General features: G+C 73.4%; 19 protein-coding genes and 1 riboswitch. Of the genes, 11 read left to right on the top strand and 8 right to left on the bottom strand.

The window, feature by feature from the left end:
• Positions 1-395: 395 nt before the first annotated feature.
• Positions 396-4,022: a SpoIIE family protein phosphatase gene (locus OH807_RS34645; RefSeq protein ID WP_406207321.1), complete on the top strand. Its 3,627-nt coding sequence runs from the start codon at positions 396-398 to the stop codon at positions 4,020-4,022.
• A 178-nt stretch (positions 4,023-4,200) separates the two neighbouring features.
• Entirely contained in the window at positions 4,201-4,617 is a 417-nt protein-coding gene (locus OH807_RS34640) for a nuclear transport factor 2 family protein (protein WP_406207318.1), read from the top strand.
• 33 nt (positions 4,618-4,650) lie between these two features.
• Here the strand turns inward: OH807_RS34640 and OH807_RS34635 are convergent, their stop codons facing one another.
• A complete protein-coding gene (locus OH807_RS34635; RefSeq protein WP_406207315.1) occupies positions 4,651-5,817 on the bottom strand; it encodes an S-adenosylmethionine:tRNA ribosyltransferase-isomerase in 1,167 nt (388 codons plus the stop codon).
• Positions 5,814-6,560, bottom strand: coding sequence for an SDR family NAD(P)-dependent oxidoreductase (locus OH807_RS34630; protein WP_406207313.1), 747 nt, complete (start codon positions 6,558-6,560; stop codon positions 5,814-5,816). The genes OH807_RS34635 and OH807_RS34630 overlap by 4 nt, the downstream gene beginning before the upstream one ends.
• A 449-nt stretch (positions 6,561-7,009) precedes the next feature.
• Here OH807_RS34630 and OH807_RS34625 point away from each other — a divergent pair, with 449 nt between their 5' ends.
• Positions 7,010-8,176 (top strand): alanine--tRNA ligase-related protein, encoded by a 1,167-nt coding sequence (locus tag OH807_RS34625; RefSeq protein WP_406207310.1) that lies wholly within the window; start codon positions 7,010-7,012, stop codon positions 8,174-8,176.
• Between the two features lie 111 nt (positions 8,177-8,287).
• On the opposite strand, the gene OH807_RS34620 is transcribed toward OH807_RS34625, so the two are convergent.
• Positions 8,288-9,745, bottom strand: coding sequence for a glycine hydroxymethyltransferase (locus OH807_RS34620; protein WP_406207307.1), 1,458 nt, complete (start codon positions 9,743-9,745; stop codon positions 8,288-8,290).
• Between the two features lie 21 nt (positions 9,746-9,766).
• Positions 9,767-9,864, bottom strand: a riboswitch (ZMP/ZTP riboswitch).
• Positions 9,865-10,158: 294 nt separating this feature from the next.
• On the opposite strand from OH807_RS34620, the gene OH807_RS34615 reads away from it, so the two are divergent.
• From OH807_RS34615 to OH807_RS34600, 4 genes are all read left to right on the top strand, one after another.
• Positions 10,159-11,124: an ABC transporter permease gene (locus OH807_RS34615; RefSeq protein ID WP_406207304.1), complete on the top strand. Its 966-nt coding sequence runs from the start codon at positions 10,159-10,161 to the stop codon at positions 11,122-11,124.
• Between the two features lie 162 nt (positions 11,125-11,286).
• Positions 11,287-13,038, top strand: coding sequence for an ABC transporter substrate-binding protein (locus tag OH807_RS34610; RefSeq protein WP_406207302.1), 1,752 nt, complete (start codon positions 11,287-11,289; stop codon positions 13,036-13,038).
• A gap of 149 nt (positions 13,039-13,187) precedes the next feature.
• The gene (locus OH807_RS34605) at positions 13,188-14,180 is read left to right on the top strand and encodes an ABC transporter permease (RefSeq protein ID WP_406207299.1); all 993 of its coding nucleotides are present in this window, start codon (positions 13,188-13,190) and stop codon (positions 14,178-14,180) included.
• A gap of 102 nt (positions 14,181-14,282) precedes the next feature.
• A complete protein-coding gene (locus tag OH807_RS34600) occupies positions 14,283-16,244 on the top strand; it encodes a dipeptide ABC transporter ATP-binding protein (protein ID WP_406207297.1) in 1,962 nt (653 codons plus the stop codon).
• Positions 16,245-16,419: 175 nt separating this feature from the next.
• On the opposite strand, the gene OH807_RS34595 is transcribed toward OH807_RS34600, so the two are convergent.
• Positions 16,420-16,641 (bottom strand): helix-turn-helix domain-containing protein, encoded by a 222-nt coding sequence (locus tag OH807_RS34595; RefSeq protein ID WP_406207294.1) that lies wholly within the window; start codon positions 16,639-16,641, stop codon positions 16,420-16,422.
• A complete protein-coding gene (locus tag OH807_RS34590; protein ID WP_406207291.1) occupies positions 16,641-17,126 on the bottom strand; it encodes a DUF2975 domain-containing protein in 486 nt (161 codons plus the stop codon). The genes OH807_RS34595 and OH807_RS34590 overlap by 1 nt, the downstream gene beginning before the upstream one ends.
• A 596-nt stretch (positions 17,127-17,722) precedes the next feature.
• On the opposite strand from OH807_RS34590, the gene OH807_RS34585 reads away from it, so the two are divergent.
• Positions 17,723-18,286 carry an EF-hand domain-containing protein gene (locus OH807_RS34585; protein ID WP_406207288.1) on the top strand — a complete coding sequence of 188 codons (564 nt, stop codon included), beginning with the start codon at positions 17,723-17,725 and terminating at the stop codon, positions 18,284-18,286.
• Positions 18,287-18,487: 201 nt separating this feature from the next.
• Positions 18,488-19,027: a flavoprotein gene (locus OH807_RS34580; RefSeq protein ID WP_406211343.1), complete on the top strand. Its 540-nt coding sequence runs from the start codon at positions 18,488-18,490 to the stop codon at positions 19,025-19,027.
• A gap of 111 nt (positions 19,028-19,138) precedes the next feature.
• Here OH807_RS34580 and OH807_RS34575 read toward each other — a convergent pair whose 3' ends face one another.
• A complete protein-coding gene (locus OH807_RS34575; protein WP_406207285.1) occupies positions 19,139-19,714 on the bottom strand; it encodes a TetR/AcrR family transcriptional regulator in 576 nt (191 codons plus the stop codon).
• Between the two features lie 116 nt (positions 19,715-19,830).
• On the opposite strand from OH807_RS34575, the gene OH807_RS34570 reads away from it, so the two are divergent.
• Positions 19,831-20,439 (top strand): dihydrofolate reductase family protein, encoded by a 609-nt coding sequence (locus tag OH807_RS34570; protein ID WP_406207283.1) that lies wholly within the window; start codon positions 19,831-19,833, stop codon positions 20,437-20,439.
• Here the strand turns inward: OH807_RS34570 and OH807_RS34565 are convergent.
• Positions 20,390-21,412 carry an EamA family transporter gene (locus OH807_RS34565; RefSeq protein ID WP_406207280.1) on the bottom strand — a complete coding sequence of 341 codons (1,023 nt, stop codon included), beginning with the start codon at positions 21,410-21,412 and terminating at the stop codon, positions 20,390-20,392. The genes OH807_RS34570 and OH807_RS34565 overlap by 50 nt on opposite strands.
• A 253-nt stretch (positions 21,413-21,665) precedes the next feature.
• On the opposite strand from OH807_RS34565, the gene OH807_RS34560 reads away from it, so the two are divergent.
• Complete coding sequence (locus tag OH807_RS34560; protein WP_406207277.1) at positions 21,666-22,085, top strand: gamma-glutamylcyclotransferase family protein; 420 nt, start codon at positions 21,666-21,668, stop codon at positions 22,083-22,085.
• 33 nt (positions 22,086-22,118) lie between these two features.
• Here OH807_RS34560 and OH807_RS34555 read toward each other — a convergent pair whose 3' ends face one another.
• Positions 22,119-23,579 (bottom strand): catalase, encoded by a 1,461-nt coding sequence (locus OH807_RS34555; protein ID WP_406207274.1) that lies wholly within the window; start codon positions 23,577-23,579, stop codon positions 22,119-22,121.
• Positions 23,580-23,891: the final 312 nt, after the last annotated feature.

Here is a 23,891-nt window from a genome sequence, read left to right as displayed (position 1 = left end):
CGCCCCCGCCGCCCGCCGGCGCCCACCTGCACGACCCCACACCCGAGCGCGGCGGGTGGTGTCACCGGCCCCCAGCGGCGGGCTGCCAGGTGCGGGCGGGCAGCCCGCCCCACCCGTCTGCCGGCGGCCGGAGCTGTACGGCCCTGCCGGCGCCCTGAGCCGCACCCGTTCGGCCATCCGGCCGGCGGGCGTGCCCCGACCCGCAGGACGCCGGGGGCTGTGGGAGTACCGGGAGCGGCGGGGGCTGTGGGTGCGTGGGAAGATGGCAGAGCTGGTGGAAACGATCTCCGGGCGGTTCTCTGGCCATGGTGAACGAGCAGCGGGATGCCGGCGGTCCGCAGGGGCCGGACCGGGGACAGCCGGGGGGTGCCGAGGCACGCCAGGAGGCCCTGCTGATGGTGCCGATCGCGACTGCGCTGATCGAGGCGGACGGGCGGATCCTGCACTGGAGCAGCGACGCCGAGGCACTGCTCGGTTACACGACCGAGGAGGCGATCGGCGCCCGGGCCGCCCAGTTGCTGGCCTCGGACGACCAGCGGCCGGACGTGCTGGAGCTGTTCCAGGAAATCCTGGACGGCCGCGGCTGGTCCGGGGTGTTCCCGGTCCGCCACCGGGACGGGCACCACGTCAATCTGGAGTTCCGCACCCACCCGATCTCCGGTCCGGGGGGCAGCCCGCTGGTGCTGGCCGTGGCGTCGGACGTGACCACGCTGCGCCGGATCCAGGCGGACCTGGCGGTCCTCGACGGGTTCTTCTCGCAGTCGCCGGTCGGCATGGGCGTCTTCGACACCCGGCTCGCCTTCGTCCGGCTGAACGACGCGCTGGCCCGGGTCAACGGCCTGTCCGTGGAGGACCACGTGGGGCACCGGCTCACCGAGTTGCTGCCGGAGATCAACGGCCCGGAGAGCGAAGCGGTGATGCGACAGGTGCTGGAGAGCGGCGAGCCCGTGCTCGACGCACGCTCGCACGGCCGTACGCCGGGCGATCCGGAGCACGACCACGCCTGGTCGGCCTCGTACTTCCGGCTGGAGGATCCGGCCGGGGAGGTGCTCGGGGTGAGTTCGACCGTCATCGACATCACCGAGCGGTTCCGCGCCGACGCCCGGGCGGCCCGCGCGCAGGAGCGGCTGTCGCTGCTGGTCGACGCGACGGCGTCCATCGGCACCACCCTCGACCTGCGGCAGACCGCCCGTGAGCTGGCCGACGCGATGGTGCCGAGGGTCGCCGACATCAGCGGGGTGTTCGCGCTGGAGGCGCTGGTCGCCGGGCGCCACGTCGAACCGCTGGACCCGGCCGTCCCGCACCTGGTGCGCCGGCTCGCCCTCGCCACGGACGATCCGCTGTACCCGGCCGAGGCGCTGCCGGTCGACAGCGTCTACGAGCTGGCGCCCGGCTCTCCGTACGCGCGGGCACTGCGCACCGGCCGGACGGTGGTGGTGCCGTCCTGGGAGCTGCCGATGCTCAGCGAGGGGATCTCCGAGAGCCGCCGGCAGGCGTACCTCGGCGACCGGCCGCGCTCGGTGCGGATCACCCCGCTGGTCGCGCGCGGCACCACGCTCGGCATGGTGGTGTACTCGCGGCGCGGCGAGCGGGAGTCGTTCGCCGAGGCGGACATCACCCTCGGTGACGAGCTGGCCTCGCGCGCCGCCGTGGCGATCGACAACGCCCGGCTCTACCTGCGCCAGCACCAGACGGTGCTGGCCCGGCAGCAGGCGCTGCGCGAGGCGAAGGCCGCGCAGGAGCGGCTGGCCCTGGTCAACTCGGCGTCGGCGCGGATCGGCACCACGCTCGATCTCGCCCAGACCGCCAAGGAGTTGGCGGAGGTGGCGACGCCGCGGCTGGCCGACACGGTGGTGGTGGAGGTGTTGGACGACCTGGTGCGCGGCGAGCGCGAGGCCCGGCCGATGGCGGACGGCTCGGCGGTGCTGCGCCGGATGGCCTTCCACTCCGCGCACGGCTCGACGCTGGAGCCGATCGACCGGCTGGGCGGGGTGCAGCGGTTCCGGCCGGGGTCGCCGTACGCGTGGAGTCTGGCGAACCGCAAGCCGGTGCTCGTGCCGCGGATGGACGCGGCCGGGATGGCCTGGTTCGCGGACGACCCGGTGCGCACGGCCGCGGTGCGGACGCAGAACGTCCGCTCGTTCATGGTGGTGCCGCTGATCGCCCGGGGCAATCCGGTCGGCGTGGCCGGCTTCTACCGCACGGTGGTGGAGCGCCCCTACGAGGACGACGACCTGGCGCTGGCCGGGGAGTTGGCGGTGCGGGCGGCGGTGTCGATCGACAACGCGCTGCTGTTCACCCGGGAGCGCGACGCGGCGGCCGCCCGCCAGCGCGCCCTGGACGAGGCGTGGGCGGCGCAGCAGCGGCTGTCGCTGCTCAACGAGGCCAGCAACCGGATCGGCACCACGCTCGATCTCCACCGCACCGCCGAGGAGTTGGTGGAGGTGGTGATCCCGCGCTTCGCCGACTTCGTCACCGTCGACCTGCGTGACACGATGCTCAGCGGTGACGATCCGAGCCCCGTCCCGGACGACGGTTCGGTGCTGATGCGGGCGGTCGCCGTGGGTGAGGCGAACGCGGACGGGGTGATGTCCGCCGCGGCCGATCAGGTAGGCGCGACCTCGCAGTCCGCGCAGGTGTACGCGGAGAGCCTGCGGACGGGCCGCTCGATCCTGGTGTCGGAGGTGGACAAGGAGGCCCTGCGCCGGATCGTGGCCTCGCCGGACCGGGTCCAGCCGGGCCTGGACGCCGGAGTGCACTCGTACCTGATGGTGCCGCTGGTGGCGCGCGGCATGGTGCTGGGCGGCGCCGAGTTCATCCGGATCCGCAACCCGGTGCCGTTCGGTCAGGCCGACCGCGCGCTGGCCGAGGAGCTGGCCGCGCGGACCGCCCTGGCGATGGACAACGGGCGGCTCTACCGGCGCGAGCGGGACACCGCGCTCACCCTGCAGCGCAGCCTGCTGCCGCAGGAGATCCACCGCACGCTCGGGCTGGAGATCGCCTACCGCTACCTGCCGAGCAGCGTGGTCAGCGAGGTCGGCGGCGACTGGTTCGACGTCGTGCCGCTCTCCTCCGGGCGGGTCGCACTGGTGGTCGGCGACGTGATGGGGCACGGCATCCGGGCCGCCGCCACGATGGGCCAACTCCGGACGGTCGCACGGACGTTGATCACGCTGGAGCTGGATCCTGCCCGGGTGCTGCAGCGGCTGGACGAGGCCACCACCGCGATCGGCGAAGGCCAGTTCGCGACCTGCGTCTGTGTGGTCTACGACCCGGTGGACCGGCACTGCAGCGCCGCCTGCGCGGGCCACCTGCCGCCGGTGGTGGCCGACAAACAGGGGCACGCCCGGCTGCTCGAACTCCCGCCCGGCGTCCCGCTCGGCGTCGGCGGGATCGCCTTCGAGAGCGTCGAGTTCACCCTCCCCGAGGAGGGCATCCTCGCCCTGTACACCGACGGGCTGGTCGAACGCCGCGGCCGCGACCTGGACGAGGGCCTGGACCAGCTCTGCCGGACGATCGCCGACCGGCGGCGCTCGCTGGAGCAGACCTGCGACGCCGTCCTGGCCGAACTCACCGGCCGCACCAGCGAGGACGACATCGCGATCATCCTGGCGCAGGTCCGGCCGGCCGGCGCCGACCGGATCGCCACCCTGCCGCTCACCGACGACCACGCGATGGTGGCGCACTCGCGGCGGTTCACCCGCAGGACGCTGGCCTCCTGGGGGCTCACCCCGCTCGCCGACTGGGCCGAGCTGCTCACCAGCGAGCTGATCACCAACGCCCTGGTGCATGCCGGATCCCCCACCCAGCTCAGGCTGTTCTACAACCGGCTGCTCACCGTGGAGGTCGCCGACCGGGACACCGGGGCGCCCCGGATGCGGCGCGCCCAGGAGGAGGACGAGGGCGGGCGGGGCATGCACCTGGTCAACGAGCTGGCGCACCGCTGGGGCAGCCGGCGCACCCGGGACGGCAAGGTGGTCTGGTTCGAGCTGGAGCTGCCGCCGGGGACGCCGTCCCGCTGACCGGGCCCGCCTGTTCCTCCTCCGGGGTGGCCCGCACTTCGGACGGTCCGCGGCACGCCGACCACGGAGGACAACCGGTGGTTGTCGCGGCTCGCGGACGGTTGTTCGCCCGCAGGCACCCCGAGCGGCTTGGCTCGGTCCTGCCAGAGCGACCCACCGGAACCGCAGGGAGCAGACCATGGACCAGCCCGACCCCCGTACGGTCGTGGAGCGTTACGTCACCGCCATCGCCGACGGCGACCTCCCCACCGCCGTGGCCTGCTTCGCCGAGCACGCCACCTGGTCGTACCCCGGCAACCTCCCGCTGTCGGGGGTGTGGGACGGCCGCGCCACCATCGTCGACGACTTCCTCGGCCAGGTGGGCACGCTGTTCGCAGCCGGCAGCGCCCTGAAGGTGACGCTCACCGGGCTGCTGGCCGACGGCCCGCAGGTGGTCGCGGAGTGGACCGCCGAGGGAACGGCCGCCAACGGCGCCGCCTACCAGAACCAGTGCCTGGGCATCTTCACCGTCGAGGACGGCCTGATCACCTCGGTCCGCGAGTACCTGGACACCCACCACGCGGCGCTCACCCTGTTCGCACCCGCCGCCGGCTGAGCGCGGCCGGGGCGAGCCCGGCAAGGAACCTCATCAACTCCCGGCGGGGAGAAGAAGGTTGACGTCACCGAACTCGTGCCAGAGGTAGCGGTGCCGGACGGCCTCGGCGTAGCACCGCTCCAGCAGCGGACGGCCCGCCACGGCCGCGAGCATCAGCAGGTGCGAGGCACGGGGTTCGTGCCAGCCGGTGAGCAGGCCGTCCACCGCCCGGACGCCGCGTTCCGGGGTGATCACCAACTCGGTCCAGCCGTCGGCCCGGTGGACGGTGCCGTCCGGGTCGGCCGCCGACTCCAGGGCCCGGACGACGGTGGTGCCGACGGCGATCACCCGCCCGCCGCCGGCCCGGACGTGGCCGACCAACCGGGCGGTGGTGTCCGGCACGTGGAACCACTCGGCGTACGGGGCCTCGTGCGCCTCCGGGGAGGCGACGCCGGTGTGCAGGGTGACGGGTGCCACCAGCACGCCACGACCGGCCAGCCGGGCCACCACCTCCGCGGTGAACGGCCGGGCCGCGCTGGGCATTTCGCTGCTGCCCGGGACGGTCGCGAAGACGGTCCGGTAGGCCTCGATCGGCCAGTCCCGGTCCACGTAGCCGTACCGGATGGCCTTGCCGTGGTGGTCCAGGTACGCCGGCAGCGGTGCGGGCAGGTCGAGCCGGGCGTACCAGAGACGCGCGGTGAACGGCGCCACCAGCTCGGCCGCGGCACCGGCCGGCAGCTCCACCCGCAGGCCCGGACGCGCCGGGGATGCCTCCGGCGCGTAGGGTGCGGCGGCCGCGCCCGGGATCACCCGGCGCAGCTCCACCAGGAAGGCGCCGCGCCGGTCCGGCCGGGCCGACGAGAGGTGCAGCGCGACCGGGGTGCCGTCCGGCAGCCGTCCGGCCAGGGCGGCGGGCAGCGTGGCCGAGTTGTTGACCACCAGGAGGTCCCCGGGGCGCAGCACCTCGGGCAGGTCGGTGAAGCGCCGGTGCTCGACCGTGCCGCCGGCCCGGTGTCCCACCAGCATCCGGACCCCGTCACGGGTGGTGCCGCCGCGGGCCTCCGCGGGCTCCCGGGCGGAGAGTTCGGGCGGGACGGCGACATCCAGGCCGAGGGCGCCGGGGCTCGTGCCACCTGGGCCTGTGCCACCACTGCCGGTGCCGTCGGGGCCTGTGCCACCGGGGCCGAGGGTACCGGGGCCGGGTTCGGCGAGCGCGGTCATCGCGCGCCCCTGGCGGGGGCCGGCAGGTCGTCGGCGCGGTAGCGGCCGGAGGCGGGCCGGCCGCGGACCAGTCCCAGCAGGGCGCGCGCCACGGTTTCGGGCGCCGCCTCGCCGGAGATGTCCTCGCCGGGGCAGGCCTGCTGGTACATCGCGGTCCGCATGGTGCCGGGGTCGACCGCCCAGACCCGCACCGCCGGCTCCTCCTTCGCCAGGACGGCGGTGGCCTGGTCGAGCGCGGCCTTGCTGGCGCCGTAGCCGCCCCAGCCCTCATAGGCGGCGACGGCGGCGTCGGAGCTGATGTTGAGCAGCGAGCCGGCGTGCGAACGCAGCTGCGGGAGCAGGAGTTGGGTGAGGGCGATCGGCGCGAGCGCGTTGACCTCGAAGGTCTCCAACAGGTCCGGCAGGGGGAAGTCGGCCAGTCGGGGCAGCGGGTCACCGGCGCCGCTCGAACCGTTCAGCGTACCGGCGTTGTTGACCAGCAGGCTCGCCCCGCCGAGCCCGGCGGCGGCCTCGGCCAGTCGCTCGCGGTGGCCGTCGTCCACCACCGATCCGGCGAGTGCGACCACCTTGGTGGCGGCGGCCAGTTCGGCCCCGGCTGCGGAGAGTCCGGCGGCGTCGCGGGCGGTGACCACCAGCTGCCAGCCCTCGGCGGCCAGCCCCCGGGCCAGCGCCAGGCCGAGTCCGCGCGAGGCGCCGGTGATCAGGGCGACGGGCGGGGTGTCGTGCTGCGATGCGTTCGTCATGGCACCACGATCACCCCGGAGGCCCGCACCCCGGATCGGCCACCGGACCCGGGACGGGTTCGTCCCTTCGGCGTAGGCCCCGCGCGGCCCGGCGCAGGCCCGGTGCGGCGCCGCCACGGCACCGCCGCACCTGGCGCGTGACGCCGGGCCCGGCCCAGTGCCCGTGACGCCGGGCCCGGCGCAGTGCCCGTGACGCCGGGCCCGGCGTAATGCGGGTGACCGCGGCCTCCTGGCGCGCTACCGTGGGCGGCATGAACGTCAGGGGCCGACACACCACCGCGACCGCGCGAGCGACCAGCTCCCCGGTTGCCGCCGCCTGACGTACTCCCACCTCCCCGGCGACCGGAAACGGCCTGCCGGTGGTTCCCTGGCGTTCCCGCCCCGGTTCCGATGATCGTGCGGACCGTTGTCCGGTGCCTCCCCGCTGTGTACATGCGAAGGAGCACCCCGTGCACACCGACCGAATCGTCCGCACGTTCGTCGAGTACTTCGAGGAGCGCGGCCACCGCCGGATCGCCGGCTCGACCCTGCTGCCGCCGCCCGGGGACCCGGTGCTGTTCACCACCTCGGGCATGCACCCGCTCACCCCGTACCTGGAGGGCCGCCCGCACCCGCTGGGCAGGCGGCTGGTCAACGTGCAGCGCTGCCTGCGCACCACGGACCTCGACGAGGTCGGCGACGCCACCCACCTGACCGTCTTCGAGATGCTCGGCACCTGGTCGCTGGGCGACTACGAGGGCCGGCCGAGCCTCGACTGGGGGTACGGCCTGCTCACCGAGGGGTTCGGCGTCGACCCGGGGCTGCTGCACGCCACGGTCTTCGGCGGCGACGACCGGACCGGCCCCGACACCGCCTCCCTGGAGCTGTGGCAGGAGCGCGGGGTGCCGGTGGAGCTCACCGTCGAGGACAACTGGTGGTCCAACGGACCGACCGGTCCGTGCGGCCCCGACTCGGAGATCTTCCTCTGGACCGGTGACACCCCGCCGGAGTCCACGCCGACCCGCGACGACCGGTGGGTGGAGGTGTGGAACCACGTGATGATGCGCCACCGCCGGCTCCCCGACGGCTCGCTCGTCCCGCTCCCCCAGCGCAACGTCGACACCGGGCTCGGCCTGGAGCGGCTGGCCTCGCTGCTGCAGGGCCGCCGATCGGTCTTCGAGTGCGACCTGTTCGACCCCTGGCGCCGGACGGTGCCGGCCCTGTGGCAGCTGGACGAACCCTCGCTGCGGGTGGTCTGCGACCACCTGCGCTCGGCCGTCGTGGTGATCGGCGACGGCGTGCGCCCGGCCAACACCGGCCGCGGCTACGTCCTGCGCCGGCTCGTCCGGCGGGTGCTCACCGTGCTGCGGCGGGACGATCCGCGGCGCGGCCTCGGGGACTTCCCGGACGAGCTGATCCGGCACACCCTGGACCACTTCCGCCAGGACGGTGATCCGGACGGCGTGCGCCGGGTGCTGCTCGACGAGGAGCGCCGGTTCGACCGGCTCCTGGAGGGCGGCCGGCGGGTGCTGGCCCGCCCCCGGTTCCGCGGCCCGCTGAGCGAGGAGGACTTCGGGTACCTGCACGACACCCACGGCCTGCCGCGGGACCTCGTCCTCACCCTGCGGTCCGGGTGACGGCCCACGGCACGGCGACCGGGCCGGCGTCCGGGCCGGCGTCCGAGGTGACGCCGGCCCGGGTGCCGGTCAGGCCAGGCCCACGCCCGGCCAGACCAGGTCCACGCCCGGTCAGACCAGGTCCACGCCCGGGTAGAGCGGGAAGCCGCTGAGCAGGTCGGCGGCGCGCTTGGCCACGCTCTCGGCCACCGCGGCGTCCAGGCTGTACTGGGCCTTCGACGGAGCACCGGCGGAGGTGGCGGTGGGGGTCGTGCCACGCAGGACGGTGTCGATCAGGGCGGCGATCTCGTCCATCTCGGCGGCGCCGAGGCCGCGCGTGGTGAGCGCGGGCGTGCCGAGGCGGACGCCCGAGGTGTACCAGGCGCCGTTCGGGTCCCGCGGGACGGAGTTGCGGTTGGTGACGATGCCGGAGTCCAGCAGTGCGGCCTCGGCCTGACGGCCCGTCAGGCCGTAGCCGGAGACGTCGGCGAGGACGAGGTGGTTGTCGGTGCCGCCGGTGACCAGCGTGCCACCGCGGCGCAGCAGCCCCTCGGCGAGCGCCCGGGCGTTGTCGACGACCTGGCGGGCGTACACCTGGAACTCGGGGCGGCGGGCCTCCGCGAAGGCGACCGCCTTGGCGGCCATCACGTGCGAGAGCGGGCCGCCGAGCACCAGCGGGCAGCCGCGGTCGACGTGCTCGGCCAGCTCGGAGGTGCAGAGCACCATGCCGCCGCGCGGACCGCGCAGCGACTTGTGGGTGGTGGTGGTGACGATGTGGGCGTGCTGCACCGGGTCGTGGTCGCCGGTGAGCACCTTGCCGGCGACCAGGCCGGCGAAGTGCGCCATGTCGACCATCAGGGTCGCGCCGACCTCGTCCGCGATCTCGCGCATCCGGCGGAAGTCGACCAGCCGCGGGTAGGCGGAGTAGCCGGCGACCAGGATGAGCGGGCGGAACTCCTTGGCGGTGGCGCGCAGCGCGTCGTAGTCGATCAGGCCGCTGACCGGGTCGGTGCCGTAGCTGCGCTGCTCGAACATCTTGCCGGAGATGTTGGGTCGGAAGCCGTGCGTGAGGTGGCCGCCGGTGTCCAGGGACATGCCGAGCATCCGCTGGTTGCCGAGCTCCTGGCGCAGCTCGGCCCAGTCCTGCTCGGTGAGGTCGTTGACGTTGCGGACGCCGGCGCGGCGCAGCGCCGGGCTCTCGACGCGCTGGGAGAGGACGGCCCAGAAGGCGGTCAGGTTGGCGTCGATGCCGGAGTGCGGCTGGACGTAGGCGTGGTCGGCGCCGAAGAGGGCGCGGGCGTGCTCGGCGGCGATCGTCTCGACGGTGTCGACGTTGCGGCAGCCGGCGTAGAAGCGGCGGCCGGAGGTGCCCTCGGCGTACTTGTCGCTGAGCCAGTTGCCCATGGCGAGCAGGACGGCCGGGGAGGCGTAGTTCTCGCTGGCGATGAGCTTGAGCGAGGCGCGCTGGTCCTCGATCTCCTGGCCGATGGCGGCGGCGATCCGCGGTTCGACCTCGCGGACGGTATCCAGCGCGCTGCGGAAGGCGGCGTTGGCGGTGGGGCTCGCGGTGGTGTGCGGGGGCAGGGCCATGGCGTTCTCCTCGAAGGGATGCTGATGGGCCCAGGCGCTCGGCAACTGCGACGTGAGGATTCACGGAGCCGCTTCCCGATGGTTGATTCCATCCCTGCGCGCCAGTCGCGGCTCGTCCGGATCGTATCAACAGCGGACGGACTGTGGCGGAGATCTCAGAATGCGGGACAGGGCGGCCTGTTTGCGGTCTTATGTCCGTTTTACTGCAACGCCAGTATTGCAGCGGAATGAAGCCGTCATACGTGCCGAAACAATGCACCCGCAAACCCCTCCGAATGATTTGCGGAACTCCTGCCGCATCCGGTCTGATGGCGCTCGGCCGACACCGGGAAACCCCCGCTGACCGGCCCGGAAATGCACACCAGCGCACCCTCACCCACGGGGCGGCGGAGAATTCGGGGAGTACGTCTCTCATGGCAGTGGTCGAAGCAGTAGCAGTGTCCGCCCCCACGCCCGCCCCGCCGGGCCTGCTCCGCCGGATCCGCCGCGACCGGGTCGGCGCCGCCGCACTCGCCGTCGTCCTGCTGTTCCTCGTCCTCGCCCTCGCCGCCCCGCTGATCGCCGCCCTCTACGGCCGCAACCCCGTCGAGCACTACGGCCAGAACACGCCCGGCCTGCTCAGCGACGGCGGGCTGCCGGTGGCGCCGAACGGCGGGATCTCCGGCGATTTCTGGTTCGGCCTGGAGCCGGGGCTCGGCCGGGACGTCCTCACCCAGCTGCTCTACGGCATCCGGACGTCGCTGCTGATCGCCTTCGCCGCCGCGGCCGTCACCACCACGCTCGGTGTGCTGGTCGGCGTCGCCGTGGGCCACCTCGGCGGAATCACCGACCGGCTCTTCGGCTTCCTCTCCCATGTCCTGCTGGCCTTTCCGACGCTGCTCCTGCTGCTCGCCCTCAGCCCGGTCATCCAGTCCCGGCTGGTCGATCCGGGCGCCGCGGAGCCGGAGTGGATGCAGTTCCTGGTGCTGATCCTGGTGTTCTCCGCGTTCGGCTGGATTCCGCTCGCACTTTCCCTCCGGGCCTCCGTCCGGTCACTTCGGGAAAGGGATTTCGTGCAGTCCGCCCGGGCGATGGGCGCGAGCGGATTCCACATCGTGTTCCGTGAACTCCTGCCGAATGTCCGGGCGCAGCTGTTGGTGCACGCCACGATGGCGGTGCCGGCCTTCGTCGCCACCGAGGCCGTGCTCTCCTTCCTCGGCGTCGGCATCAACGAACCGGTGCCGGACTGGGGCCGGATGATCGCCCGCGGCTCCGAGGTCTTCCAGGCCGACCCGACGTACATGTTCTTCCCGGGCGTGGCACTGCTGCTGTTCGTGCTCGCCTTCAACCTGCTCGGCGACGCCGTCCGGGACGCGCTGGACCCGCGCGCCGGGCGCTGACCGCCGACCGCTCGCCGTCGCTCCCGCGGCCCCGGCCCACCTCGGCCCCGGCCCCGGCCCTGACTCCGGCTCCGACGTCCTCGTTGCCGCCTGCCCGCTCCCTTGTTCTCGCTCCCCCTTCACCCAACCGCCCCGCACCCCCGGGGCAAGGAGAGATTCGCCATGCGCTGGATCAAACCGTCCCTCGCCGTCGTAGCCACCGCGCTGCTGGCGACCTCCTGCTCGGCCGGCGCGGGTGCCGGTTCCGGCACGAGCAGCGCCCCCGCCAAGGACTCCTCGCCGCTGACCGCCGCGCTCGGCACCGAGAAGGAGAGCGCCGGCCCCGCCCCCGCCGTCCCCGGTGCCCGTGCGGGCGGCACCGTGAACGTCTACAACACCGTCGATTTCCGCCACCTCGACCCGCAGAAGGTCTACGCGGGCGCCGCGTACAACACCTCGCTGCTCTGGGGCCGCCAGCTGACCCAGTACCAGGTGGTGGACGGCAAGGCCAAGCTGGTCGGCGACCTCGCCACCGACACCGGCACCCCCGCCGACGGTGGCCGCACCTGGACGTACCGGCTGAAGGAGGGGGTGGCCTGGGAGGACGGCCAGCCGATCACCTCCCAGCAGGTCAAGTACGGCATCGAGCGCACCTTCGGCAAGGGCTACGAGGTCGGTCCGCCGTACTGGCCGCAGTGGCTCACCGGCGAGGCCGGCTACGACGACGCCCGCAAGAAGTACGGCGGCCCGCAGGACGGCGACCTCGCCGCGATCGAGACGCCCGACGACCGCACCCTGGTCTTCCACTTCCCCCAGCCGCAGGCCGACGTGCCGTACATGGCCGCACAGTCCTCCTCCTCGCCGGTGCGCAAGGACAAGGACACCGGCACGGACTACGACCGGCTGCCGTTCTCCAGCGGCCCCTACCGGATCGCCGAGCACGTCCAGAACACCCGGATGGTGCTCGAACGCAACCCGCACTGGAAGCCGGAGACCGACCCGATCCGCAACCAGTACCCGGAGAAGTTCGTCTTCAGCTTCGGCAAGGAGGCGCTCAACATCAACCAGGAGATCCTCTCCGGCCGGGACGGCGGCGCCGATGCCACCACCGTCGCCACTCAGCTCTCCCCCGAGCTGTACCAGACCGTGGACACCGACCCGAAGGCCAAGGACCTGGTCGTCTCCGGCCGGCAGGGCGCCTTCGTCACCCAGCTCGTGATCAACAACGAGCGGGTGCCGGACGTCGAGGTCCGCAAGGCCCTGCACCTGGCCTACCCGCGCCAGCAGGCCCGGCAGGTCCAGGGCGGCACCCGGGCCGGCGAACTCGCCACCACGCTCAGCTCGCCGGCGCTGGTCGACTGGCAGAAGTACGACCTCTACCCGGCCAAGCCCGAGGGCGACCCGGAGGCCGCCAAGGCCGCTCTCGCCCGGGCCAAGCAGGCACCCGCCTCCCTCACCTACGCCTACGCCAACACCCCCACCGGGCAGCGGGTCGCCCAGGTGCTGGTGGAGGGCTTCGCCAAGGCCGGCATCACCATCGTGCCGAAGCCGGTCGACGCCAAGGCGCTGCTGGACGAGGCGCACCGCGCCGACTCGCCGTACGACCTGTTCGAGGAGACCTCCTCCGTCGACTGGCCGACCCCGTCCACGCTGATCCCGTTCTCCTTCGACGGCCGCGCCAACAGTGACCTCAACTCGGCCCGCTACCGCAACAGTGCGGTGGACCAGGAGATCGACCGGATCAACGGGATCGGCGAGCCCCGCGCCAAGGCCAAGGAGCTCTACGCGCTGGAGCAGACCGTGATGAAGGACGTCCCGGTGCTGCCCTTCGCCTACCCGACCATGAACCAGCTGCGCGGCAGCAACGTCGGCGGCGCGTTCGTCCACCCGATCTACGGGTCGGTCAGCCCGGCCTGGCTGTACCTGAAGTCCTGACCCTCCCCCGGCGGCCCCGCCCCTCCGTCCCTCCGTCCCGCTTAGCGCTCCGCTCCCGTTTCCGCCCCTCCGCCACGGGGTGGGCAGGCGGGGGCGGGCAGGCGGCCGGGCGGGCGGGGCCGCCCCGACGCCCCCGATTCGGACCGGCCATGCTCACCTTCGCCCTGCGGCGGATCCTCCAGGCCCTTGCCGTCCTGGTCGCGGTCTCCGCCGCCGCCTTCGTCCTCTTCTACGCCGCGCCCGCCGACCCGGCCCGCGCCGCCTGCGGCCCGCGCTGCGACTCCGGCCAGGTGGCGTCGGTCCGCCAGAGCATGGGCCTGGACCAGCCGCTGCTCTCCCAGTACACCGACTACCTCACCGGCGTGGTCGCCGGGCGGGACATCAGCGACGTCGACGGCTCGGTCATCCACTGCGACGCACCCTGCCTCGGCTACTCCTACCGGCTGCACCAGCCCGTCACCGAGGCGCTGGTCGACCACCTGCCGGTCACCTTCTCGCTGACCGCCGGCGCGCTCGCCGTCCTCGTCCTGCTCGGCCTGGGCACCGGCTTCGTCTCGGCACTGCGGCACGGCACCCGGACGGACCGGCTGCTCTCCGGATTCACCCTGGTCGGCGCCAGTGTGCAGATCTACTTCCTCGGCTACGTCGCTCAGTGGGCTCTGGTCTACACCACCGGCCTGCTGCCGCTGCCCTCCTACACCCCGCCGGCCGAGGACCTGGCCGCCTGGGCGGGCGGCATGCTGCTGCCCTGGCTCGTCCTCGGATTCGTCAACTCGGCAGTCTTCGCCCGCCTTTCGCGCTCCCAGCTGCTGGAAACGATGGACGAGGAGTACGTCCGCACCGCCCGCGGCAAGGGCCTCGGCCGACTGCGCGCCCACCTCAAGTACACCTCGCGCGGCGCCGCCGGACCGCTGGTGCAGCTGCTGGGCCTGGAGGCCGGCGCGCTGCTCGGCGGCGCGGTGATCACCGAGACCGTGTTCGGACTGAACGGGGTCGGACGGTTCGCCGCCGACGCCGTCGAAGGGCAGGACCTGCCGGCCGTGGTCGGCGCGGTGCTGCTGGCCGCCTGCTTCGTGGTGCTCCTCGTCGCCCTGGCCGACCTCGTGACCGCCTGGCTCGACCCGCGCATCCGCCTCAGCTGACCCCGCCTGGAGCTCCCCATGACACCCCTCACGCCCCGCACGCCCCAGACGCCGCTGACATCGGCGATACCCAGGACGCCTGTGGCGCCTGTGGCTCCTGCGATGCCCGTGGCTCCTGTGCTCAGCGTCCGCGATCTCGCCGTGACCTTCACCGACCCACGCGGCGGCGCACCCGTGCACGCCGTCCGCAACCTCTCCTTCGACCTCGCCCGGGGCGAAGTCCTGGGCCTGGTGGGCGAATCCGGCTCCGGCAAGTCCGCGACCGGGCTCGCCGTGCTGGGACTGCACGATCCGCGCACCACCACCGTCACCGGCTCGATCCGCCTCGCCGGGGCGGCGAAGGGTGGGGCCTCGTTGGGTGGGGCCTCGTTGGGTGGGGCCTCGTTGGGTGGGGCCTCGTTGGGTGGGACTGCGGGCGGCGATGCGGGCCGGGCTGCGGGTGGGGCTGCGGGTGGGGCTGAAGCTGGGGGTGCGTCGCAGGCCGCGGGCCGGCCGGACGGTGGGCTGGAGCTGGTCGGGGCAGGCGAAGCCGTGCTGCGACGGGTGCGTGGCGGCCGGATCGCCCTGGTGTTCCAGGACGCGCTCACCTCACTCAGCCCGTTCCACGGCGTGGGTGCCCAACTCGCCGAGATGTACCGGCTGCACCACCCCGGCGCCGGCCGCGCCGAGGGCCGGCGGCGGGCTGCCGCGATGCTCGACCGGGTCGGCATCCCGGCCACCCGGGTACGCGACTACCCGCACCAGTTCTCGGGGGGCATGCGCCAGCGGGTGATGATCGCGATGGCGCTGATGAACGACCCGGACGTGCTGATCGCCGACGAGCCGACCACCGCGCTCGACGCCCGCGTCCAGCGGCAAGTCCTCAACCTGCTCGCCGAGTTGCAGCGCGAACACGGGACGGCCGTGCTGCTGGTCAGCCACGACCTGGGCGTGGTCGCCGGGACCACCGACCGGACGCTGGTGCTGCGCGACGGCGAACAGGTCGAGGCCGCGCCTACCGCAGCGCTGCTGGCCGCACCCCAACAGCCCTACACCCGGGCCCTGGTGGGCGCCGCCCTCACCCTGGAGACCGTGCCGGGCACACCCCTGCCGACCGTCGACGACCCGTCTCCGTCGCTCACGTTCCCGGTACGAACCGGCCCGGCCCGGACGGACTCGGTACGGCCGGACTCGGTACGGCCGGACTCGGTACGGCCGGAGCCGGCGCGGACCGGCCCGGTGGGGAGCGGCCCGGTGGGGAGCGGCCCGGTGGGGAGCGGCCCGGTGCCGACCGCCCCTGCAAACGGCCGCTGGCTGGTCGAACTGGAGGACCTCGCCGTCCACTTCCCCGGCCGGCGGCGGTTCCCCGGGCGGCCCGCCGAACCCGTCCGCGCCGTCGAAGGCGTCAGCCTGCGGATCGCCCCAGGCGAGACCCTGGGCCTGGTCGGCGAGTCCGGCTCCGGGAAGTCCACCACCTCCCGGGTGCTGGCGGGCCTCCAGAGCGCGACCGCCGGCCGGATCCGGTACGACGGCGTGGACGTCACCAACCCCGGCCGGGACTTGCGGCGGAGGCTCAGCAAGGAGATCCAGCTGGTCTTCCAGGACCCGTACGCCTCACTCAACCCGCGCCGCACCGTCGCCCAGACCCTCGACACTCCGCTACGCCTGCACACCGCGCTGTCCGCGGCCGAGCGGCGCGAGCGGTCCGCCGAACTCCTGGCGCAGGTCGGCCTGCCCGCCGCCCACCTGGACCGCTACCCGCACGAGTTCTCCGGCGGCCAGCGCCAGCGGATCGGCATCGCCCGGGCGCTCGCGCCGTCGCCCCGTCTGATCATCGCGGACGAGCCCGTGTCGGCCCTCGACGTCTCGGTGCAGGCGCAGGTGCTCAACCTGCTGATGGAGCTGCGCGAACGCCTCGGCGTCGCCTTCCTCTTCGTCTCGCACGACCTCGCGGTCGTCCGGCACTTCTGCGACCGGGTGGCCGTCATGCACCGCGGGCGGCTGGTCGAGTCCACCGACCGGGACCAGCTGTTCGCCGCCCCGCACACCGACTACACCAGGGACTTGCTGGCCGCCGCGCACTGACCGGGCGGCGGGGGAAGGGCCTGTCCGTCACCAAGGCCCGAGGGACCAGCGCCGTGGAACACCCCGGCGGCCGCGCCGTCGTGTCGCCGGGGTGTTCCACGACGGACGGCCCGCCACGACGGCGCGGGACAAGCCCGTGCGCCAAAAGCCCGTGCGGCCCGAGGGCCGGGGCGCGTCATCCGCCGGCGGCGCCCTCGGCCTCCCAGCGCAGCAGGTCGCCCGGCTGGCAGTCGAGCACCTCGCAGAGCGCCGCGAGCGTCGCGAAGCGCACCGCCTTGGCGCGGCCGTTCTTGAGTACCGCCAGGTTGGCGGGGGTGATCCCGACGCGCTCCGCGAGCTCGCCCACGGACATCTTCCGCCGGGCGAGCATCACGTCGATGTCGACGGTGATCGGCATCAGATCACCTCGTCCAGCTCGGCCTGCATCTGCGTGGCCTCGACGTCGCGTGCAACGGCCTGGACGAGCAGCATCCGCAGGACGAGCACGATGAGCGCGACCCCGAGGACGGCCAGGCCGATCCCGGCCATGATCACGCTGACGCCCGGGTCCTCCCGCTGGCCGGGCGCGTTGACGGCGGTGACCGCGAACCACACGAGGGAGGCCGCCACGATCGCGCCGATCACGCCGTCCACGTACCGGAAGGCGGCGTGGGAGAACACCGTCCCGCGTCGCACCATCGCCACCAGCCGCCAGACGCAGACCAGGGCGACCTGCGCCGACATCAACCCGACGATCGTCAGCACCCGGAACGCGGTCAGCGGGAGCGTCCCGTCCTCCGGATCGGTGAACAACGCCCACACCATCAACGCCTGCACCAACACGGTGCCGGTGAGCACCACCGCGAGTACGGCGCGCAGCGCCCGCACGGTCAGCTTTCCCACGATTCATCCCTCCATCGAATTGCGATGGGAATCTATCGATTTTCGATAGATGAAGCAAGGGGCGGCCCGGCGGGGCGGCAGTGCCACTGCGGGCCGCCAGCTCTCCGACGATGCGGCACTCGCGCGGTCCGTCGCAATCCCGCCAGAGCAGTCGACCCCGCCACCGAATAGACCGACCGGTCTACGGATTAGAGTCCGAAAAATATGTCGACCGGTCTAGAGAATCTAAACCCCGGAGAATCTGTCGACCGGTCTACTTATTTCTGCCTCGCGAACTCATCGACGCCGCAACCGACACCGTCCGACGCCTTCCCCGGGGCAGGGTCACACCGTGGCCGCTGCCGCCGGCCGCGCCGTCCGCCAGGGCTCACCGGTTCGAGGCAGCCCACCGACCGCACGCCGACCGCCGACCGCCGACCGCCGACCGCCGACCGCCAGCTGTCCACCGCCCCTCCGCCCCACCGCCGACGGGCGGTCCGCCCCACCACCCCTCCGCCGACGGCGGTCCGCCCGGCATCCCGGAGTTCGCCCGCGGGGCCGGACGCCGACGCGCTAACGTGCCGACGACGAGGGGGATCACCGACCGAGGGGGCACGTTGTCCGACGAACTGTTGCTGGCGAAGATCAACCACGGGTTCGACCACCTCGACGCCGACGGCGACGGGCTGTTGACCGAGCGGGACCACGTCCTGATGGGTCATTCGGTGGCCCGCTCGCTCGGGCACGCCGAGGGCTCGGAGGCCGAGGCGTGGATCGTCCGCGCCTACCTGACGCTCTGGCACGACCTGCACCTGGCCCACCTGCCCGCGGGTACGGACGCGATCACCCGCGAACAGTTCGTCGTCTCCACCGGCTCGCTCGCCGACGATCTGGACGCCGCCCGCGCCAGCCTGGGGGCGCTGGCCGAGGCCTTCCTCTCGGTCGCCGACACCAACAACAGCGGGACGGTGGACGCGGGCGAGTTCTTCGTCTTCCAGCGCGGCCATTTCGCGGGCCTCTCCCGCGACGACGCCGACGAGGCCTTCCGGCGGCTCGACCAGGACGGCGACGGCCTGCTGTCCGCCGCCGAGTTCACCGACGCGATCGTCGAGTACTGGACCAGCCGGGACCCCGAAGCACCCGGCAACTGGTGGACGGGCCGCCCCCCGTTCCCGCTGTAGCGGGCGGGCAGGACCGGCCCGCCCGGGGTACAGCCCGGACCGCCCGGCCGACGGACCTGCCGCGCAGGCCTCGTCGACGGCCACGCCGGCGGACCGCCACAGACCTCGACCCCACACCTGACGCGGCGAGCATCCGCCCGGTCGGCACTCCGCCGCAGGTACCGGCTACCGGCTACCGGGTGCGGCGAGCGGGTGGCCATGATGGAGGGGACTCGTCACCCGAAGGGGAGCCCGCCCGTGTCCTTCCTCTACATCGTCGTCTGTGCCTCCGGGCTCGCCCCCGGGACCGACCGGCTGGTCACGGCTGCGCAGGCCGAGGGGTGGGACGTCGGCGTCGTCGCCACTCCCCAGGCCCTCGACTTCATCGACGAGGCCGCCGTCGCCGCCCGGACGGGGTATCCGATCCGCTCGGCGTGGCGGAAGCCGGGCGAGCCCCGGCCGCTGCCGCCGCCGGACGCGATCGCCGTGGCCCCCGCGACCTTCAACACGATCAACAAGTGGGCCGCCGGGATCTCGGACACGCTCGCTCTCGGCATCCTCTGCGAGGCGTACGGGCTCGGCGTGCCGACGGCCGTCCGGCCGGTGCTCAGCACCGCGCAGGCCGCCCACCCCGCGTACGCCGAGAGCCTGGCGCGGCTGCGGTCGATGGGCGTGCTGATCCGCGAGGACGGCGACCTCGTCGAGGTGCTCGACCTGGTGCGGCCCGTCCTGCGGGCCCGCCCCGGCCCGGCCGGGAGCTGACACCGCGCGGCAGCCGGCCAGGAGCACAGCCCGGCACCGGACGGCACCGCACCGCACAGCACAGCACAGCACCCCACCGCACCGCACCGCACCCCACCGCACGGCAGCCCGTCAGCGTTCCGGGACGATCCGCTCCACCATGGTGTCGATCAGTGCCGCGAGCCCGTCCACGCCCAACACGTCCGGCAGGGTGAGGTGTTCGACGATCAGTCCGGTCATCGCGAGGTAGAGGACGACGACCGTCCCGCGGTCGCCGGGGAGGCCCTCGGCCAGGTGGTAGGCGATGTTGGCCTCCAGCTGGTCGCGGACGGTGTCGGTGAGCCGGGCCCGGATGCCGGGCCGCCGGGTGGCCTCCAGCCGGAGTTCGAGGAAGGCGAGGTAGGCGGCCCGGTCGGCGGCGATCCGGCGCAGCAGGTCGTGCATCAGGGCGGTGACCAGGGCGCGGTCGCGCGGGGCGCGGAGCAGCTCGGCGACGACCGCCGGGTCCGGGGTGAACCGGTGGTGGATGTGGCGGGCGGCCTGGTCGAGCAGGTCGTCACGGTTGGCGAAGTAGTTGGACGCGGTGCCGGCCGGTACTCCGGCCTGGACGTCGACCGCGCGGAAGGTGAGACCGCGGGCGCCCTCACGGGCCAGGACGTCGATGGCGGCGTCGACGAGGGCGGTGCGGCGAGCGGGGTTCTGGGCCATGTCTCCGATTCTCTTTCAGATCCGGGCAGAACAACTCTGGACAACCACTACAAGCTGAGTACTATAGCCGTAGTGGTTTGGGGTACGAGGCTCCCGACCAGGACCCAAGGACATGAATGCGCAAGCTCAGCTACTTCGTCGGCGCCACCATCGACGGCTTCATCGCCTCCCCGGACGGCGGCTTCGACTTTTTCCTCGCCCACACTGTGGGCGAGTACCTGCAGTACCTCACCACCGAGCACACCGACACCCTGCCGACGCCGGCCCGCGCGGCCTTCGGCCTCGACGGGACGCCGAACAGCCGGTTCGACACCGTCCTGATGGGCCGCGGCAGCTACCAGCCGGGCCTGAGCGCCGGGCTCACCAGCCCGTACGCCCACCTGCGGCAGATCGTCCTCTCCCGCACGCCGGTCGCCGGCCCGGACCAGGCGGTCGAGGTCACCGACGAGGACCCGCTCGCCCTGGTGCGCAGGCTCAAGCAGGAGGACGGGCTCGGCATCTGGCTCTGCGGCGGTGGCGACCTCGCCGGTCAGCTGCTGCCGGAGATCGACGAGCTGATCATCAAGCAGTACCCGACCGTGGCCGGCGACGGCATCCCGCTGTTCCGCGCCGGCTTCGCGCTCCACTCGTTCGCGCTCACCGAGTGCCGCCGGTTCGACAACGGCGCGGTCGTCCTCAGCTACGCGCGGACGTCCGGCGAGGAGCCCGCCCCCGCGTCCGGCTGACGCTCACCACCAGGCAGACGCCCGCGACCACGATCGCCCCGCCCAGCAGAGTGGGGCCGGTCAGCGGCTCGGCCAGGATCAGCCAGCCCAGCAGCACCGCCACCACCGGGTTCACGTACGCGTAGGTGGCGACCAGGGTGAGCGGCGCGGACTGCAACAGCCAGGCGTACGCGGTGAAGGCGACGAGCGAGCCGAAGACCACCAGGTAGGCGAGCGCCAGCCAGGACCGGTCCGAGAAGGTGGCCGGGTCCAGGCCGTGCTGCTCGCCGCGGACCAACCCGATCAGCACGTCACCCAGGCCACCCGCGATCATCTGGAAGGCGCTGGCGGCGAACACGTTGCCCGGCATCGGGAGCCGCTTCGAGGCGAACGAGCCGGTCGCCCACGTCAGCGTCGCGCAGATGACCGCGAGCACACCGCCCAGTGCGATGCTGCCGCCGATCGCGGGCGCGGAGAGCACGGTGAGGCCCACCAGACCGAGCAGCACCCCGGCCAGTTCGACGGGCTTCGGCCGGTCACCGCCCGCCGCACTGAGCAGCACCATCCAGAGCGGGACGGCGGCCACCAGCAGGGCGGCCAGCCCGGACGGGATGGAGTTCTCGCCGAGCACCACCAGCCCGTTGCCACCGGTCAGGAGCAGCACGCCGACCAGCGCCGAGGAGCCCAGCTGCCGGACGTTCACCCGGAGTCCGGCCCGGCCGTAGCGGAGGAACACGAAGCCCGTCAGCAACAGGCCCGCACAGAGGAACCGCGCCCCGGCGGACAGGAAGGACGGCATCGTCTCCAGGGCGACCCTGATCGCCAGATAGGTCGAGCCCCACACCACGTACACCACGGCGAGCGCCAGCCAGACCGCCCCGCCCAACCTGGCCGCCGCGGGCCCCGCACCCGCCGGCCCCGCAGCCGCCGGCCCCGCACCGGCGGGCGTGGCGGCGGAGGGCGCGGTGGCCTTCCGGGGGGCTGGAGCTGTCATGGGTGTCTCCCTTGGACGGTACTGGCGGGTCTTCGGGACATAACAGCGCATCAGCGGCCCTTCACGCCAGTGGGTATCACCGGACGGTTGCAGGCACTACGGTGGGCGGCCCGACCGGGGGCCGCCCGACCCAGGGCGGCGACCGCCCGACCACGGCCCCCCGACCACGGCCCCCCGACCGAGGACGACCCGGCCGGACCGGACGGCGGACAGATGCCCCACCCCCACCCCCACCCCGCCAGGAGGAGAGCCCGTGCCCACCGACGCCCTGCCGTTCTTCGTCTACGGCACGCTCCGCACCGGCGGCGGCAACCACGCCGTCCACCTGGCCGGCCGCTGCGCCGACGTCCGGCCCGCCGTGCTGGACGGGGCCGCGCTGCACGAAGGGCCGGGATTCCCGTACGCCGTACCGGACGCGGCACCCGGCCGCCGGATCGTCGGCGAGCTGATCGCGGTGCGCCCCGGCACGTACGCCCCCGTGCTCGCCGCGCTCGACCGGCTGGAGGACTGCCGGGCGGACGGCACGGGCGAGTACGTGCGGGAACGGCTCACCGTCCGGACGGCGGACGGCGGGACGGCGGATGCCTGGGTTTACCTGGCCGGCCCCGCCGTCGCCGCGCACCTGCGCACCCACCCGGCGCTGATCCCGTCCGGGGACTGGACGCACCGCTGAGGGCCCCGAAAGATCGGCCCGGGCCGTCCGGCGTCAGGCCCTGCCCACGCCCGAGGCGACCCGCTCGCCGAGCGCCCCGTCGACCTTGCGCCAGTACTCCACCGCCCGCGCCAGCACCGGGTCGCTGACCCCGGCCGTGAGGTGGCCGACGATGTTGGAGACCAGCCGGTCGCGCGCCGCGTCGTCCAGTACCTCGCGGACCATCGTGCCGGCCTGCCCCCAGTCGTCGTCCTCCGCCCGCAGCGAGTACGCCTCGCGCACCATGTCGCCGGAGGTCTGCCAGCCGGCGGCCGGGTCGTCGTACGCCCGCACGTCCGCCGCCGGACCGCCCTTGCTGTTGGGCGCGTAGGGCGCCGCGGTGCGGGCCGCGTCGAACCGCATCGGGCCGTCCTTGGCGTAGGAGTGGACCGGGACGTGCGGCCGGTTCGGCGGCAGCTGCGCGTAGTTGGGGCCGATCCGGTACCGGTGGGTGTCCGGGTAGGAGAAGATCCGGCCGAGCAACATCTTGTCCGGCGAGACGCTGATGCCGGGCACCAGGTTCGAGGGCTCGAAGGCGGCCTGCTCGATGTGGACGAAGTAGTCCTCGGGGTTGCGGGTCAGCGTCATCCTCCCGACCTTGATCAGCGGGTAGTCGCCGTGCGGCCACACCTTGGTCAGGTCGAAGGGGTTGAACCGGTAGCCGGGCGCGTCGTCGAACGGCATGACCTGGACGAACAGCGTCCAGGACGGGTGGTTGCCGCCCTCGATCGCCTCCCAGAGGTCCTGGCGGTGCAGGTCCGGGTCGGAGCCCGCGAGCCGGTCGGCGTCCGTCTGGGTGAGGTGGTCGACGCCCTGGTCGGTCTTGAAGTGGTACTTGACCCAGAACCGCTCGCCGCTCGCGTTGATCCACAGGTAGGTGTGGGAGCCGTAGCCGTTCATGTGCCGGTACGACTTCGGGATGCCGCGGTCGCCCATCAGCCAGGTCACCATGTGCGCGGACTCCGGGGAGAGCGTCCAGAAGTCCCACTGCATGTCGTGGTCGCGCAGGCCGTTGTCCGGGCGGCGTTTCTGCGAGCGGATGAAGTCCTGGAACTTGATGGTGTCGCGTACGAAGAAGACGGGCGTGTTGTTGCCGACCAGGTCGTAGTTGCCGTCCTCGGTGTAGAACTTCAGCGCGAAGCCCCGCGGGTCGCGCCAGGTGTCCGGGCTGCCCTGCTCGCCCGCCACGGTGGAGAAGCGGGCCAGCAGCTCCGTCCGCCGACCGGGCTGGAACAGGATCGCCCGGGTGTAGCGGCTGACGTCCTCCGTCGTCTCGAAGACGCCGTAGGCCCCGGCCCCCTTCGCGTGCACCACCCGCTCGGGCACGCGCTCCCGGTTGAACTGGGCCATCTTCTCGATCAGGTAGTGGTCGTGGAGCAGAATCGGACCGTCCCGGCCCACCGTGAGCGAGTGCTCGTCGCTCGGCACCGGGATTCCGGTGTTGCCGGTGGTGTGCGGGACCGCTGACTCGGGCATGGCGTCCTCCGTTGCGTGCCGGGATCCCCCGGACGACGCTAACCCCGCCCCCGGAGGGCCTGCACCCCGGCGGTTGCCCCCGGACACCCCCGGACACTCGCGCTACGGGTCAGCACCGCCCCCCGCCCGGCCCCGCACCCACCCCGCGCCCGCACCGCGCCCGGCCCCGCCCGCGCCCCCCACCGGCCCGCCCACCCTGGCCGGGAGCCGACCGCATACCGCCAGGTAGGCTGCCCCGGCGGCACCCCGCCGACGCCGCGCCGACGCCCCGCCGCCCCGCCCGGGTGCCGCGCCGCGCCACGACCCGACCGA

The organism is Kitasatospora sp. NBC_01560 (assembly GCF_045208415.1).
Taxonomy (GTDB): Bacteria; Actinomycetota; Actinomycetes; order Streptomycetales; family Streptomycetaceae; genus Kitasatospora.
Note: the sequence above shows the minus strand (reverse complement) of the source record. Positions and strands in the feature narration are given on the sequence as shown.

Coding starts and splice junctions, on each gene's coding strand:
- OH807_RS34645 (WP_406207321.1), top strand. CDS start 396: ATGGTGCCGATCGCGACTGCGCTGATCGAGGCGGACGGGCGGATCCTG.
- OH807_RS34640 (WP_406207318.1), top strand. CDS start 4,201: ATGGACCAGCCCGACCCCCGTACGGTCGTGGAGCGTTACGTCACCGCC.
- OH807_RS34635 (WP_406207315.1), bottom strand. CDS start 5,817: ATGACCGCGCTCGCCGAACCCGGCCCCGGTACCCTCGGCCCCGGTGGC.
- OH807_RS34630 (WP_406207313.1), bottom strand. CDS start 6,560: ATGACGAACGCATCGCAGCACGACACCCCGCCCGTCGCCCTGATCACC.
- OH807_RS34620 (WP_406207307.1), bottom strand. CDS start 9,745: ATGGCCCTGCCCCCGCACACCACCGCGAGCCCCACCGCCAACGCCGCC.
- OH807_RS34615 (WP_406207304.1), top strand. CDS start 10,159: ATGGCAGTGGTCGAAGCAGTAGCAGTGTCCGCCCCCACGCCCGCCCCG.
- OH807_RS34610 (WP_406207302.1), top strand. CDS start 11,287: ATGCGCTGGATCAAACCGTCCCTCGCCGTCGTAGCCACCGCGCTGCTG.
- OH807_RS34605 (WP_406207299.1), top strand. CDS start 13,188: ATGCTCACCTTCGCCCTGCGGCGGATCCTCCAGGCCCTTGCCGTCCTG.
- OH807_RS34600 (WP_406207297.1), top strand. CDS start 14,283: ATGCCCGTGGCTCCTGTGCTCAGCGTCCGCGATCTCGCCGTGACCTTC.
- OH807_RS34595 (WP_406207294.1), bottom strand. CDS start 16,641: ATGCCGATCACCGTCGACATCGACGTGATGCTCGCCCGGCGGAAGATG.
- OH807_RS34580 (WP_406211343.1), top strand. CDS start 18,488: ATGGAGGGGACTCGTCACCCGAAGGGGAGCCCGCCCGTGTCCTTCCTC.
- OH807_RS34575 (WP_406207285.1), bottom strand. CDS start 19,714: ATGGCCCAGAACCCCGCTCGCCGCACCGCCCTCGTCGACGCCGCCATC.
- OH807_RS34570 (WP_406207283.1), top strand. CDS start 19,831: ATGCGCAAGCTCAGCTACTTCGTCGGCGCCACCATCGACGGCTTCATC.
- OH807_RS34565 (WP_406207280.1), bottom strand. CDS start 21,412: ATGACAGCTCCAGCCCCCCGGAAGGCCACCGCGCCCTCCGCCGCCACG.
- OH807_RS34555 (WP_406207274.1), bottom strand. CDS start 23,579: ATGCCCGAGTCAGCGGTCCCGCACACCACCGGCAACACCGGAATCCCG.